This window comes from candidate division WOR-1 bacterium RIFOXYB2_FULL_36_35 (assembly GCA_001771505.1).
GTDB lineage: Bacteria > Margulisbacteria > WOR-1 > XYC2-FULL-46-14 > XYC2-FULL-37-10 > XYB2-FULL-36-35.
In genome coordinates this window covers 1-16,905 of the sequence record MEUA01000028.1, presented here as the reverse complement: position 1 = coordinate 16,905, position 16,905 = coordinate 1, and the positions used below count along the sequence as shown (strand labels likewise).

The 16,905-nt window shown below is 38.8% G+C and carries 6 protein-coding genes and 1 pseudogene; all 7 read right to left on the bottom strand.

What is annotated here, in order from left to right:
* Nucleotides 1-179: 179 nt before the first annotated feature.
* Nucleotides 180-1,970, bottom strand: coding sequence for a hypothetical protein (locus A2290_07330; GenBank protein ID OGC14893.1), 1,791 nt, complete (start codon nt 1,968-1,970; stop codon nt 180-182).
* Nucleotides 1,971-2,201: 231 nt separating this feature from the next.
* A complete protein-coding gene (locus tag A2290_07325) occupies nt 2,202-3,899 on the bottom strand; it encodes a hypothetical protein (GenBank protein ID OGC14892.1) in 1,698 nt (565 codons plus the stop codon).
* Nucleotides 3,900-3,905: 6 nt separating this feature from the next.
* A complete protein-coding gene (locus A2290_07320) occupies nt 3,906-7,241 on the bottom strand; it encodes a hypothetical protein (GenBank protein ID OGC14891.1) in 3,336 nt (1,111 codons plus the stop codon).
* 16 nt (nt 7,242-7,257) lie between these two features.
* Complete coding sequence (locus A2290_07315; GenBank protein OGC14890.1) at nt 7,258-8,127, bottom strand: hypothetical protein; 870 nt, start codon at nt 8,125-8,127, stop codon at nt 7,258-7,260.
* A gap of 15 nt (nt 8,128-8,142) precedes the next feature.
* Nucleotides 8,143-10,038: a hypothetical protein gene (locus A2290_07310; GenBank protein ID OGC14889.1), complete on the bottom strand. Its 1,896-nt coding sequence runs from the start codon at nt 10,036-10,038 to the stop codon at nt 8,143-8,145.
* Nucleotides 10,038-13,349, bottom strand: a complete 3,312-nt coding sequence (locus A2290_07305; protein OGC14888.1) for a hypothetical protein — start codon at nt 13,347-13,349, stop codon at nt 10,038-10,040. The genes A2290_07310 and A2290_07305 overlap by 1 nt, the downstream gene beginning before the upstream one ends.
* Nucleotides 13,350-13,366: 17 nt before the next feature.
* A pseudogene (locus A2290_07300) lies at nt 13,367-16,905 on the bottom strand (hypothetical protein).

Genomic DNA, 16,905 nt, shown 5'->3' with positions numbered 1-16,905 from the left:
TGGTCATTCCCGTGAAAACGGGAATCTATTTCTCATAAAACAAGATGGATCCCCGCTTTCGCTGGGATGACAAATTGCAAAAACTGTCATTACCCAACAAGCCCTACATATATATCGCTAAAAATGAAGGTAAATTTCGATGTTTTTATTGCTCTTATATAAATTAATCAGGGTTAAAATCATCCCTTGACAAGTTCAGTGTGACATCCTTCTAGTCCTCTTATCTCTTTGATCAAAGCCCTTATTCTGTTAGTTTTATCATCATGCAAAGAGTAGGGTATACTACAAACAATTTGTTCCGCGGAGTCATAATCTCCTAGATCAACATAAACAAGCGCCTTGCCTAATAAGATACGTTGAACAGATCCTAAACCAAAATTTTCAACAAGATCTTCCGCAACTTTAAAATCTTCAAGAGCTTTTTGAAGATGGCCCTCAATCCATGGCGCATGATAATAAGAATAAGCCCTACAAACAAAAGCCCTTAGCTTGATATCATCATCTGTCCCTTTTTGCGCCTCATCAATAATACAGGATGATTCCTCTATTGCCTCTTCACGACAAAAAGATTTTCTTAAAGCGTCTGCTCTAAATTGTCGAACCAATAGATCAGGAGATGGCATGGCATCAACTAACTCTATAATTTCATTAAACCTCTGCTCAAAATAAAAAACCAACGAAGAGAGAATCACAAAAAAATTACTCTTACTGTTATTATCGATCAAAAACTTTTTTACTCTTTCTCTAATTTCAGAATCAGATATATTTTTTGCCAGTATTGAAATAAATCTATATCTGCGAGTCCTTGAAAATAAATTTGTTTCATACCCAAAAGTTAGCAACTTTAACGCTGGTTCAATCATCTTTTTTTCAAAAAAAGTTTTGATTTTACCAAACACTTGTTCACCCAACAGCTCATCATGTAAATTAAAAAGAACTCCACAAAGAGGAATCGCCATATCTATTTCACCTATCATCATAAAATCACCGGCTTTAGAGTATATTTTACGGCACAAATTAATTAATTTTTCATTTTCCAACTCCCCCCGTTCAACCTCTTCACGCATTTTTAATCCTATAGCTAAATACAATTTAGCGGCAATAAAACCATTTCCAATATCCGCGGTAAGATTTGCAACAGATATCATCTCCATCAAAAAAACAGCTCTTTTTCTTTCATCAGTTTCCATATTATAAAGGGTCTCTACAAGTCTATAAATTACATCTCCCCGCTTCTTTGCAACAGACTCAGGCATCACAGCTCTAAGATAATTTGTATTTACAAGGCCCTCTGCAACCCTTCTTTTATCTTCTCCGGCAGCTTCCAACAATTCTTTCCATTTCTCTTTTTCTTCCAAAGGAGAAAGATCTAATGCTATCGCAGTAGCGACCCTGACCACTTCTTTAGAAAGACCAAACATTTGAGGGTCACTCAATTTAAGAGAAAAAAGCCCTTTCCATGGTTCTGTTATTTTCTCTATAGATGAATCGGAAAAAGCTATTGTTCTATAAGTAAAATAAACAAGCGTATAAGATGCAAATTCTATAATGGAGGTTTTATCATCTTCTGTAAGAGAGGGAGATAACAAAGCCCTCCTGAGTAATTTTATTGCATTATCGGTATCTCCGTACATTAAAAGACGATCAAATTCATTGCTTATTTGAAAATCATGATAGATCCTCTTTCTTGTCCCTCCAGGCTCTAAAGTATTACAAAATTTTATTATGCTATTTGCTTCATCAAGATACGCAATTCTCGAAAACGCACGGGCAACTTTCATTAAAAAACCAGAGACCTCTTCTTTCCACCCAGCAAACGCTTTATTAGTATAAATCTGTTGCACAAATGAAAAAGCATTAGGTGATCTCGCCAAAAACATAGTTTTAGCAGATTTAAGCTGATTTAAAAAATCTATCCTTTGAGGAGAAGGGAGGACCGGACATCGGAGCTTAATTCGTATTGCATCCATATATCTACATCGGATAAAACAAAGTGGAATTTCATTTTTTACTGCTCTTATAGGCTTGTTGGGTAATAACAGTTTTTGCAATTTGCCATCCCCGCGCCGTGCCTGTCGCCTGCCTGACGGCAGGCAGGAAAGCGGAGATCCATCTTAACCACGATTATAATAATCGGGGTTGTTTTCTGAGAAATAGATTCCCGTTTTCACGGGAATGACCATTTTGCAACAGTCCCTATATTATTCAGAGAAGCCTCTAATAGAAGAATTGGAAATAGCTTCCTTTAACTCTTCTATTTTTTCATCAGGCAAATGCTCAGAATATGGATATATTATAAACATGCCACCGATATTCGAATCATTAAATGAATCTATAGCTTGAGTAAAAATATCGTTGCATATTCCAGCACATCTAAACCGAACAAACATAGTTACAGAATCAGCAGAAACATTAATAAACGCTACAATGGGAGAAGCAACCCCGCTTATTGGCGGAGAATAACTCTCAGTAGACCGTTTTTGTTGAAGATTTAGAACTCTCTCCATAAATTTATCGTTGATCATCTTAGGAATATCTTTAATTATATCCCCTCCCTGAGGGTGTGTTTCATCTGATTGCTTAACAGCCTCTTTTAAAATATGCCAATAATATTTAAGTCGACGCTCTTCTACGCCATCTAAAAATCTAATAATATTATTAACCTGATCAATCATTAAAAGATCACTCGCAACAAAAGCGCTAGCTCTGCCCTTGACTTGATCAATTAGAATAGACGATCCGTCCGCTTGTGAACTCCTACTTGACAAATCAGCTACTGCCGCCAGCAACCACAAAAGTTTAAGTATGGCTATACTCTCTTTTGAGTAAGTATAGCCATGAGTATCAGGATGTCCTGATACAAATTTGACATTATTAAAGAATGCCCCTATCTGAAAATATTTATTTCCATCTCTATTCTCAATATATTCACCCCGATCTCCTAAACGGGGTTCAGATGGAATAAACCGTGATAAAAAGGTTAAAACAGGTCTCTTTTCATTAAGAACGACCTCTTTTAAATTTATCCAATCACCACCAGCTTCATCTGAAAGGACTTCTGCAAGAGTCTGCATAGGAAGTGTAATTGACTCTATCAGTCTGACATTAAGATCATAAGGTATAGTAAATCCCCGATTAGGAAATTGGGGTTCAGGGGTTTGAATCTGAAGACAATTAAAATCTTCAAGCCACGCCTTTAAACATTCAAGCTCGCTTGAAGTCAATCCGCCATTTGAAAGAGAGCTTATCTGGTTAGGAGTTTTTGGGCGAAGACCATCAGGCAATTTAGATTCAAGATCAGAGATGGCACTCTCCAAAGCCTTAACCATTCCTTTATATCCATGAGCTGCTGAATTACGAACAAAATCAGGAAGGGTGCTATCTGTTTTTAAATCTCCTATTTTTCTAGAAAAACCAATTAATCCTTCATAATTTTCAAACCCATAAGCCACATATCTTGAAATATCCCTCGTCATGGCAATAAGATGAGCCTGAATATTTTCATCCTTAGCAGGAGTCCTGGATAAAACGTTAGAAACACTCTCTAGGCTAAGCGCTCTTGTTAAATCATCCCTAAGTTTAGTCTCTCTATCAGAGGTAAGTTCAACTTTCAGTTTACTTATAATTTTATTAACAAGTGCATTAATATCTGAAATTCCACCTCTTGCAAGATACGGATAAATTATTACCTGCAATTCCCTTCTTATTTTATCCTCAGGATCCGAAGACTTGGCTGAATTATAAAGCTCTTTTGCCTCCTCAAGAAGGGTTGTAAGATAGATAAGAACTCTAACATATTCAAGCTCCTTTTCAACGGTAGGCTCAACATCTTTTTTGCATTGAGGCGAAGTAGTTATCGATGTTAAATTATTAAAAGATATTTCAGAACAGGATGTCATATAAAATTACTCTTCCTCTATTCCGTAAATAAATTGTTCCATAGTACGCAATGGATCACCATCGTTTAAAAGCTCTTGAGGAATCTGATCCTCAACGGTTCTCTCTGGTTGAGGAGTCGGAAAGATTTGAGGCTCTGATGCTGGAGCTGTCCCAGAGGATAAATCAGTCCTGGCTGGTTCACTTGGCGATTGTAAAGCAGGGGCTCCTTCTTCTTGAGAAGGAACTGCTGTTACAGCTGATCTTTCCTGAGACACACCATCCAGTGGTAGAGACGCTCCTTTTTGATTAAAGTTTTCATGCCATTTCAAAATATATTCGACACTTACACCATCTTCAGCATAAAGATCAAGCCTGCTATAAAGATACTCTATTTTTGCACGACTCATCACATCTGAACTCGCAATTTCAGGGTTTTCTGTTTTTAGGGTTTCACTCAATATAGGGTCTATAAGATGGATCGCATTAATAAGAGCTACCAGAGCGCGTCCCACCCTATTATCTTCTATCTCTTTATTTAATTTATTAAAAAACTCTTGCACTTTAAATATTATCTTTTGAGAGCCATCAACATCAACAGCCTCTTCAATAAACCCAACCGCGCATAAACCTATAAGCTTACTAATTTCATCAGCATCAGCAGCTTCCAAAACAATCTCCCCAGGCAATTCTGCTATCACATCAGCAGGAACAATCAAATCAATTCGCTCTACTCTATTTACAGACTCGTCGTTAACTCCTAAAGATATTAAAGCCTGTTTTATAAATTCTGTCTGCTTATTTAACTCAATCAACGCACTTCGCAATTTATCTGACATTTCTTCGTTAAGATATATCTTCTTTCCGCCTAATATTGAAACTTCCGGAACTTCGCCACTAATAGGCTGAGCAATAGATTCCTCTGAAGGAAGAGGAGTTGCGTACTTGCCTAAGTCGGCAATATCCTCCAAATATGGGTGGTTCGTAGATAAAGGACTAACATTAGCTCTACCGATTTCCAATCTTTGCTGAGATCTAGATATACGCCCCTCTCTTTCAGAACGAAGAGCCGCTCTTAATGCTCGAACACTTACTCTACGCCGCCCTCCAAAACCACCAACTACTCCAGCAGTAAATGTTCCATTTCTAAAATTAAAATCTTTATTTCCAAAGGATCTATCAAAAGTATATCCGGCAACAAAACCCAAAGAAGAGACCCCAAAAAGATCAACTTCTCCTGTGCCAACTTTTATCCCCGGCTTCCAAATATTATCTGAAGTTAAAGTATACCCACCTGCCACATATAATGAAGAAAAGTTTTCCGGTCTGTATATTCCAAATATCCCTGCGACGGTATCATCAGATCTTGGCATATCTGTAAAATAACTGTTTACAGTAAAATTACCCAACCTAGAAAGATCAAGTATCCCAACTAAAGAGGCATCAATTCCTCTGTAAACAGGCAACTCTCCGGCGAGAACATTGCTAAAAGTCTCCATCCCATTGGCAGAAACAACAGGGGCCGTCTGCCAAACAGCATTGAAAGAGATCATAAGTGAGAAAATATTAGAAGAAAAACCCAAATCGAAACCAAAAGCAAACCTGCCGGAAGTTGTATAAACATCACCAAGCGCCACTGTCCTGTTTTTTTCATAACTTAGTCTACCGTTCATTCCGTACAACAACCCCGCGTCTCCCAAAGATAATCTTCCATTAGCTAAAAAGTTTCCATCAACAATCGTAGAAAAAGATTGCCTCACGACGTTTAACTTATTTACGATGTCAACTCCAAGAGAAAAATCCTTAGGTAGATAAGAAGCGTCAGGATCTATTGTCAATCCGTGAAGATTAAAACCGTATTGTTTCAGCCCCAGAAAATAAGGATCAAACTGAAGAAGATAATTATCTCCGATCTTCCCGGAAAACGACGGTTTTACAGCAACAGTCGCCATCAAATCCGCGCCACGTTCAGAACCAATCGTCTCTACAGGAACTTCAAATGTAAGTCCACCTCGGGCGCCTTGAGTTGCCATCCAACTCCAGAAAGCATTCAAAGGTTTTTTTGCGGAAGGTTTCACCATCTCGGGAAGGAGTTCCATTGTCCTTGATGTATCAAGACCAACAGTGCCTGATTCTTTTTTATTATTAATAGCGTTTGATAAATCTCTTTCAACCCTCATTATCCTTGCATAAGTTGATCCTGCAGCTGTGTCAAATAATTCCTTTGTTTTTCCCTGTAATTTGCCAAGTAATTCTTTTTCATGCGAAGCAATAATACTTGTAGCATCAGTCAACGTTTCAACATCATAACTTCTACCGTCAAGTTCATAGGTTTCGCCTATTTCCCGCCTAACTTTTGCTATAATATCTAATCGCTGCAGATAATTATCTGTACCATAAACTGCACGCTCACCAACTTCTGCGAGCCAAGGAGTTATGATATCTCCTGAAGAGGTAGAAGGAGTTTCTGATTTTGTAACAGCCGCACTTAAATTATCCTTTACTCTTTCAAGTCTCTTTTCTTTATCATAAGCTGTTTGGAGTATTCTGTATATTGCAAGAAGATCTGCATCTTCTGTAATCCCAGGAATGTTAACCGCGGATTTAAAAGCATTAAAATCACTGGCAACAGTCCTAAATGCCTCTTTTTTAACAACATAAACATTATAATAATGTCCACTATTAGCATCCAACAATCTCTTTTTTTCAACATAGTCAGATAAAGCCCCAAAAACAACGGCAGGCCTAACTCTATCCCCAAAAATTCCAAATTCAGCATCAGAAATAAATCCTCTTAAATCCAAACTTTCGTCTAAAGATTGTTCCAGTTTTTTTGTTATGAGAGCTAAAAGGCTTGTAAATATTTTGGCTTTTCTCTCGTCTGACACAACCTGTCCATCTATAACGATATTCTTAATTGCAAAACTGACAAATATCTCTTCAAAATTAAGGATACAATGTCTTCCCTGTCTACCACTAACAACCTTACGGGTAATAAGTCCCGCTCTTATTAAAGCATCAAAAACTTTCTTCTTATCTTCACCTTGAAAATCAAAATCATCTTTTTCAGAGAAAGAGACCCTTTGGTCTCCAACAAAAAATCTATCTAATTTATGCGATATCCCTTTTCTAATAGAATACCCGGGATCAAGCCTGTCTAATCTGTCGGCAAGAGTTGACACTCGATCTTTTAATTCAATAAGATCAATTATTTTTAAAACTACTTCATATTGGGCTTGAAGAATAGCAGGATCAACTTCTTGAAGAGTCGTATCTGTACCATTTGTTGAATCATTTGACGCAGTTAAGTGGGTCGCAGATAATGCGGAAAAATAACTTATAAGATTTAATCCTATACTAACCATTATATACTCCTAACGTTTAATTTCTTTCAATCTGCAAAGATCTTCCAAGCGACGGAGCTGCACTCTCTCGTACTGCTTTACGGGCATAAGGCTTATAATTGACCTTAACCTCCCCCATAAAAGAGAGCCTTCCCTCAAACAAGCTTATAACTTCAACTTTCTCAGTAAAAACAGGAACACTAATTGTGTTTCCAGTTGTATCGGTTATTTGTCTTACTGAAGTTTGTTCTCTAGAAACAGTCTCCTTTTCAGGTTTAATTTCCAAACTAAATTGATAGCTTCTTTGTCCGTTAAGAGGAACATCTGCCGCCGGAGCTGAAATTTTTAAACAGAGTTCACCTTTGTCATTTAAATATTTCTCAACCCCTATGCCTGGCTCCCCCCCAATTAAATTAATTTTCGTATTTTCAAGTAAGGTTTGTCGCAATTGCTCAGGGGGAACTGCGTAACTGTCTCCATCAGAATCAATTAATCTAACCCCTTCTCCTAGATAAATTTTTTCCAAAATTTTGCGCTCATCAGTAGAGACCAGGGCTGTAAGGTTAACCTCAACAACTCCCCGCTGGTCAACCTCAACAGAAACCATGGAAAAAGCCTCTTCTTCATAAAGAGCATCACAAACTTCTCGCGCTAATTCATCATAATATCGCAATTCACCATCAATCCAAACAGGCGGCAAATAACTATATTGCCCCAAAATTATATGAGCAGCCCTCTCCGATTGTTTTGGAGTTGGATTTTTTTCTCCACAAACCTGTCCTAAATATTCTTCTCCAACTTCTTTTAAGTCAGGAGGAATAAATTCAGTATTCCCATTATTATAATTATGAGGACCTATAGGCATTTTAAAAGAGAAACTATTGCCTACGTTATCAATGTCTGGCATTTTTTATACATCTCCTTACAAACTCGCCTTTATCATAGGCTTTTCTTTTTTCAATCTAAAGCCTTTCTCCCAGGAAAACAACTCTTTTATAAGGGCCCCCGCCATAGAGGTCTTGCTCATCATCTCTATAGCTTCAGCACGAGTAACATCTTGTTTAACTCCCAAAGAACCCTTCTTTACATAAGATAAAACACCAGCATTCTTTGCAGCTTGAACATATTTAGCGGCCCAATTATCAACAGCAACATCACTGAAAGGCTTTTGTTCAACTTTTTCCAGGGGGAGTCTGTCATAGCGTGCCAAAACGGTTATCGCTTCGGCCTTTGAAATTTTATTGTTTGGCCTAAAGTTCCCGTCAGGGTAGCCTTGAACCAAACCCATTGCTATCGCTTCTTTTATATAAGGAGCCGCCCAATGACTCGGATCTACATCTTTAAAAACTTTGCTTCGAGGACGCTCTGTAACTTCCGTCCCGCTTGCACGAACAAGAAGAGTCGCAAGTTCCGCCCTGCTTAAAGTCCTCTCGGGTTTAAATGTCCCGTCAGGATAGCCTTCAACAAGACCAACAGTACTTGATCCTTCAATAGGCCGTTTTGCCCAATAACTTTGTGGTACATCTTTAAACCCAACCAATCTTAAGACCCTTATTGATTCAGATAATTTTTCCCCGTCATCCTTGGCAGCCGTAACCTCAATTAATTTTTTGCCTACATTTCCAATTGGAACATTAGCATTAAAAGTGCCATCATTGTTTACAGAAACAGTTATCCCGTTGACAGAAACAGTTTTAAACCCTTCGGCGCTTCCTGACACCGCAACTTTATCATCATAAATTATAGATTTATCTTTCGGCTCATAAATAACAATTCCAAAGGTCTCTTCTTCTATGTATTTATCTCCAACATAAGATAGAGAAAAATAGTGTGTAGAATCTTCCGCTATATTACCATACGGATGATAAGCATAGTTAAATTCCATTCCACTAACAGATAATCCCATCCCAAGGGTAGGGTTATTTTGGATCTCGGAATTAGGAATCGGATTCTGGTCCAACCCCGCCCTTATTGTAATATTTTGAGTAAGACCCAATTCCGCTCCAACATGCAAAGTTAATGGCCTGTTGTCAACTATGTCAACATCGCAAGCCAAAGTAAGTTTTCTATCATCATACATGCTCGTTTTATAAGCGCCGCCGACTTTAATTAAATATGGAACCGTATTTTCAATTCCATTTCCTGAAGTCAGCTTCGTCCCTAAAGGATTTTGAGCTGAAACACCCAAAGAGAGTTTATCTGATACAGCATAAAGAGCTCCAATATCAAACCCTATTCCTGTTGAATTTGCATTCTCAATTGATGAGTCTCCAGTCCCTCCCTGTGAAAAATATTTCAAGCTTCCTCCCAACTGGATATTTGAATTTATAAGATCAATCCCATAAGACAAGAAAAAGAGACTGGATCCCCATGTGCCTGAACCAAGCTTTGTTCCGTTCGAATCTGACAATATTATATCCGGAGAGGAAGCAATAATCGCCCCAACTCCGATGGCGCTATTTTTGGTCTGAGGGTAAGCTCCTCCCAAAACTACATAATTTACATCACCCAAAAGGCTTGTATACATGCTAGTCAATTTTGGCGTAAGAACTTTTCCAAGACCTGCGGGATTTACAAAAACCGTATCGCCATCTTCTGCGACTGCAACATATGCTTTACCCATTCCGAGGGGTCTCGCCCCCACACCTATATACATTGGATCTGCGACTATCATGTCCTGAGCCGCAAAAACAGGCAAAGAGATCAAACACAACAGAAAAACTACCATCCATGCAATTGAAAATTTGATCTTTCTCATCTTTTCATCTCCTAACTTATTATCGAAAATTCTGGACATAAATTTCTTGCTTTTCTCCATTATTTATTGATAATTAGTATTTTCCCTTTACCAAGCAATTTATTATTTGAATCAATTACACGATACAAATAGACCCCATCTCCCAATTTTTCTGAAAATGCGCTTACGCCATTCCATTCAATTTCGGAAGGACCCGAGCCATCATCTGTCCAGCTAAGTTTCCCTACAATTCTTGTAGTCATATCCATAATGTATGCTGTAGCAGATGTTGCCCCTTGCGGATCAAAGACTATCTTCGTAATCTCCCCTGCCAAAGGATTAAACGGGTTGGGATAGTTATACGAACCAGAAACTCCGGTCACATCAGAAGCTACAACGTTAAATGTTATAGTGTTACTCTCTTTTCCATCTGTACGTTTAACACTTATTGTCTTAGTTCCAACTTCCATTCTGGGGACTGTAAAAGCTATGCTGTTTATACTCCAAGCAGAAACTCTGCTCTCTTGATCCGCGGAAGATTTGTATATAGAGGTTATCCCCTGTCCCTCTATTTTAATCTCTCCGCCATTGCCAAGGCCTGAACCCGTAAGAGTAAAGGTTGTCTCTCTGCCATAAATTCCATGATTAGGATCTATTGAAGTAATAACAGGATCTTCAATTTGAGATGTATTTTTTAAAATCACATAATCAAGAAGCAATCCACTGGTCCCGCTCTCTCCCTGAAAAACCAACTGGTATTCTTTTATCAATTGCTTATCTAAAGTCCCGTTACTGTTATCGGTACTCCCTTCGTTAACACGGCTGCCGATATTAGCTATAGGTATAGTATATTCCTGCCAGTTTGTTGTAGGGTTAATGTCGATAGGATTACTTGCAAAATTATCCCCCTCATCACTTGTAGCGCTGTCTCTGTCTTTTAACTGGAACTTAAACTGATGAGGCTGTCCATCCCCTTTAATTCTGAGAGATATAGCATTGTAACTTGATATATCCTTTAAATCATTTAAAACAGCCCCTACAAGCCTCCAGGCATTTGCAGGATCGCTTATGCTTCCATAGACAACGCTAAAAGAATAATCTTTTTCATAAGCCTCTTTAGAAGTACGTTCACTTGTAGGTTTATAATCTTTAAGAGCCGCCTCTCTGTAATAACCGTTAGCAGGATCCACAAGATCTCCTTCAAAATCGTCAATAACAAACGATGAAGTTGTCTCTATAACCGTAAATATTTCACCTGTAATTACTGAACTACCTTGAGTAACTTTTATAAGCTTCAAACCGGCAGAGGCGCTGCCTGCAAGTACAACATCCGCAACCGTCAAGGTCGTATCATCAATAACTGTGACATTGCCATGTGTAATCCCTTCGCCGAAATCAACACTTAGTGTTCCGCTAAACTGAGTATCTTGGGCTTCAATCGTCATAAGAGAAACAGTTGTCCCCTGTGTCGCGGAGGCGGGATCAGCGGATAAAAGTTTTGGGGCAAGGGCATGAGGCTCTGTAACATTAAGATTTACAACGATAGTTGATGATCCCCCATCAATCGAATTAATTATTGCAGAGTATGAATAATCTCCTGTCGCAACACCTGTAACATCGACAGAAAATGTAAGTGTCTCTCCATTTCCTGCTCCAAGTGTTCCGCTAAGCGGAGAGATAGAAAGCCAATTCCCCGGGTCTGATGTACTCCAACTGAGGGTTCCTCCTCCTGTATTAGAGACAGAGACTGTTTGAGAATTGGGATTTACTCCTCCATATTGAGCCGTAAAGTTAAGAGTGGTCTTGTTCACAGATAAAGCAGGAGTCTCTGCCGCATTCTCAAGGGTTACATAATCTATATAAACGCCGTCATTTAATGATCCGTTTTTCCCCACAAATGTAAACTGGTATTCGGCTATTTTTGTTTTCTCAAGTGAGCCGTCAGCCCCAGGATTCAATGATTTTGTTATTGATGAGATCGGAACTTTATACTCTTTCCAGTCTGTATCTGCCGTTGAAACAGCAGCTGCATCTGTTGCCGCCCAATTTGTTCCGTCATCATCTTTTAATTGAATCTTTACTGTATTTGTTGAGCCATCCCCTTTCATCCAGAAAGAAATAGTGTCGTATGAAGTTATATCTTTTAGATTCGTCAATATTCCGCCAAACCCTCTCCAAGCATTTTTTGAATCAGAGGCCGCTTTATAAGCAAAATGCATAGAGGTAGCCGTTTCATGGTACGTTTTGGTAGACAACTCCATAGTAGGTAAAGAATCGCCTGCCGCCTCATAAGAATAATAACCATCCGCAGGGACATAAATCCCTTCAAAGTCATCGATGATAGCATTGCTTGAAGAAGAGACAACCTGAAAACCAGCCGTCGAAGAAGTTACGCTTTCTGTCCCAAGATTTACAATCGGAGTTGTAACCGTTACAGTCCTTGTTGTAGCAGAAGCCGCAGGATCGATAGTTATTGAAACTTCAACTTGAGTTGCAGATTTAACAGTTGCACTATTAACTGTTATTCCTCCTCCGTTAAAGACAACAGTCGTACTGCCATTTTTAAAATGAGTCCCAACGCCAGTAATTGTAGCTATTGTTGCTGTCCCCTGCGTCCCTTGTTGAGGAGAGACGGAGGAAATAGAAGGAGAATTTATCGTAAAGTTTCCCGCCCCTCCAGTTGAAGCAGAAATAGACCTGCTTCCGGAAGCGGCCGACGCCTGAACCGCAAGAGAGAGATTATAAGTAGTTGTGGTGTTTGATCCCTTACTTACCGCAATCCCTGAACCAAAATTAAAAGTAGTTGCCGAAGTAAATGTCCCCGCCGAATTTGTCGCCACGACGGAAGCTTCATCTCCAGCATAAAGACTTGACGGATTAAATGTTAAAGTCTCAGAAGGTGTTATAGAAGTTGCCGTCGCGAAACTTGGAACATCCCATGTAATAGGAGAAAGGCCCGTGACAGATTTTGTTGCAGAATTTCCATACTTAGTGGCAGAAGCTAAACTTGTAGCATTCCATCCTCTTAAATATATAGTCTTTTCACTAATAGAACCGTTTTGAATATATAGCGATCCGGGAGCTCCTGTCCCCAAGCCCACCGTTACATCAGCTATCCAGATATCATCCCCACCTACAAAATGAGCTTTGCTCATATCAGCCTGATCTACTGAACCGACAACCTGTATTATCTGAACAACAGAACCGACAGGAAGAGGAATCCCCTGATCATCAGAAATTGTCCCCCCGGCATTTGGAACGTTTACCTGTTCCAGCATACGAATGTTTACACCTGTAGCCAAAGCTTGTGTAGAAAGAGCCATCATTAAAAGAAGTAAAAACAAAATTATACTCCCGGTTTTATTAATTTTTTTAAATAACTCTTTTAACATTTATTCTCCTCCTACTTTCAATATGGCAACGGATATGTCCATTCAAAATTAAGATTTGAATTGGACACATCTGTATCATATAAATAATAACCGACTCCCGGTTTTAATTTTATACTTGTTATGTTGTCAGTCCCAGTATCACGCCAGGTCCCGTCACTCTTGAGCCATGCGACATCAAAGCCGCCTTGTGCATTTGGATAATAAATAGATGAAGCTGCAAATTCAAAATCTCCGGGTTTAAGTCCGCTTTCAAATAAGCCTGATGACGATAAACCAACCGTAACAGGATATGGAGAACCGACCAAATTATAGCCCTGGCTTACAGTTTGAACAGCTTTTGAAAAACTGACATTTCCTACTATTGTCACATTTTTATCCGGATTCCCCGTAGTATCATTAACAACCATATAAAATCCTTTTTTCTCATCAATTGAAATTTGAGCTAAGGTATCGGTAGTCCCCGATTTGTACCATTTACCATCATCTTTTAACCATGCAATTTCAAAAACATCTCCAACGGGATAATAAATAGAATCAGCGCCAAATTCAAAAGGGGCTCCTGTCATCTGATTTCCGATAACACTGTTAATATTAGACTCAGACTGAATTAAAGGAAGAGAGACTAAATTATATTTCAAGTTTTTTAAAGCTTTTATATCAAATTTACCGACAACATCGTCTTTTAACATGTCACTTGATATGCCGGCATCAGTTTTAACCACTTTATAATATTTTTCTGTTCCCAAACCGACCTGAGAGAGATCAGTCTGTGGGCTTGCAACGCTCTTTTTCCAGATGGTCCAATCATTAGCATTTGTTGAAAAGGTGTTGCTTGTATAAATATCAGAAGTTCCGGCATATTTATCATTATGCTTCCAAGTGATACTTATATCTGATCCTGAGCGCGCAATAGAAGTCGTTATATCCCCAAGGGCTGGAGGAGGAATATATCCTTCCGCAACAACAAAGTCAACATAAACAGTCCCTGTTGTTCCTCCTGACCCCTTAAATACAATCTGATAATTTGCTATCGAACTCTTATCCATAGCCTGTCCGCCGGAAGGGAACCCATCTTTAATCTGAACAAAAGCGCTTAATGGAATTACATACTTGGTCCATATTGTAGTCGTTAAAGGTATTGTGTATTTGGGGTCCCCTTTAGAATCTACCGCGGCAAAATTATTACTATTTTTGTCTGTAAGCTGAAGACTGACAAGACCTGAACTCCCATCACCTTTTACCCATAACGCAACAGAGGTAAAATCTGAAATATCTCTAGGTTCAGATAGATACCCGTTATATCCCCTATACTTATCAGTAGGTGACGATCCGTAAGTAACAGCTATTGACTGTTCCCCTTCATGTTTTTCTACTGAAGAGAGAGCAAAGTTAATATCTCCTCCGGATGTAAACGCTGTATAATTTTCCGGCTTGACCGCCATCCCTTCAAAATCGTCAATAACCTGTGCGGTTTCATTGTTTGGATCATTGCCGTCAAGAATTGATATAACTTTTGATGCTGTTTGAGTATCAGGATTTGTAACAACAAGGTTCCACTTGCCTATAACCGCACCTTTATCTTTTATTGGCAAATATGCTCTTATTCTTGAAGAAGATTCAACTATCACATTGTCGCTTGTAATAGAAGGCTGCTGATCTTTTACAAGAAAGACAGAAGCCCCATCAATAAAATTCTCCCCATCGATAATAACTGTAATGTTTTCAGTATTTAAAAGGACATCAGGTGTAACTTGAATTATCTTTGGCGCGCCCAAAGATTTTATAGTAAATGTCTTGATATTACTTGTCAAACTGGAAACAACAGCAGAGACACTATAATCTCCGGCAATGACCAAACCGCTTGGAACTGTTACAGTTACAACATCATTCCCATCTGTAAAGTCGTCATTGCTTGTTCCATCAGGATCCATTCCTGCCTGCTGATCAAAACTTTTCTCAACAGCGGTATAACTTCCAAAATTTATATAACGTTGACCTAAAGCATCTGGAACTAAAGCTGTCCCTTTAATTTTAACTTCATCACCGGCTATGCCATTTCCAGGCGCCAAAGCATAAACATAAGGTTTTATGTTTAAAGTTATGACATTTGAAACTTTTCCATTTGCGGTAATTTTAATTTCATTTGGTCCGGCTTTTATAAAATTATCAGAGTTTGCGCCATCGCCGATTCTCCTTGGGATACCGATTTCTATATAATTATCGAGCCAGCTATAGACTTGCAATCCATCATAATCATTTGCTCCACCATCACGAATTCTCAATCCCGCAATAGTCACATTATTTGTATCTGTAGAAAATTCTCCTTTAGAAATTGTATTTCCGAATCCTGTTCCAACAATTCTTATATGATCGTATATCACAGCATCAGTAGTTGCCTGCCATGCATTATTTTGAGAAGTGTCAGTATCAACTTCAAGCCCGGTAATAACTGGAGTTGGGGTTTGAGGTATCTCTTTTACAGTAAATTTATAATCATTATTGCTCTCTACTAATCCCGCGACAACAACAACTTCATAAGTACCTACTGTCAATCCAGCAGGAACCGTAGTCTCTACCTGATCATATCCATCATATAATATTGCTGGCTCATCGTTAACTCTTGTTGCAACCCCTGTTGTACTTACGCTTGTCGTCCCATCATTCAATATTACCGTTACGGTATCATTAGTCGCGCCAAATCCTGTTCCATATATTTTTATTTTACTGCCTGCATAACCATTTGTTGGCGATATGCTGCTTGTTATTTCAGGCTTTATCGTAAATGGCACTGTTGCCGAAGTCTTCGATACATTATTTATTATCGCCACAGCCTTTAGTCCTGCTGTCGCATATACACTATTTACCGATCTTGCCAACCCAAACGAAATATAGTATGTGCCATCTCCATTTCCTGTCGGTTCATTCCAACTATATATCGGCATCTCTACGCCATCTATCATTACCTTGCCTTGATTATTATAGTTCCCTTCAAACCCTGTTCCGCTCATCTTTACCGTATATCCTAGATATCCTTCACTTGTAGTCACATAAGCTGAATTCTCATCTTTTCTTACTTCAATCTTTGTCACTGACGGTGTTTGTGCCCCGGGAGCTGCGTCTACAGTAAAGGTCTCATCATCATTGCTTTGAGCTTCATTGGTTTCTACTATAACCTTATATACGCCTGCTAATAAACTTGCAGGAACTGTAGCTCCTACCTGATCATATCCATCATATGCTGGCTCATCGTTAACTCTTGTTACAACCCCTGTTGTACTTACGCTTGTCGTCCCATCATTCAATATTACCGTTACGGTATCATTAGTCGCGCCAAATCCTGTTCCATATATTTTTATTTTACTGCCTGCATAACCATTTGTTGGCGATATGCTGCTTGTTATTTCAGGCTTTATTGTAAATGGCACTGTTGCCGAAGTCTTCGATACATTATTTATTATCGCCACATCCTTTAGTCCTGCTGTCGCATATACACTATTTACCGATCTTGCCAACCCAAACGAAATATAGTATGTGCCATCTCCATTTCCTGTCGGTT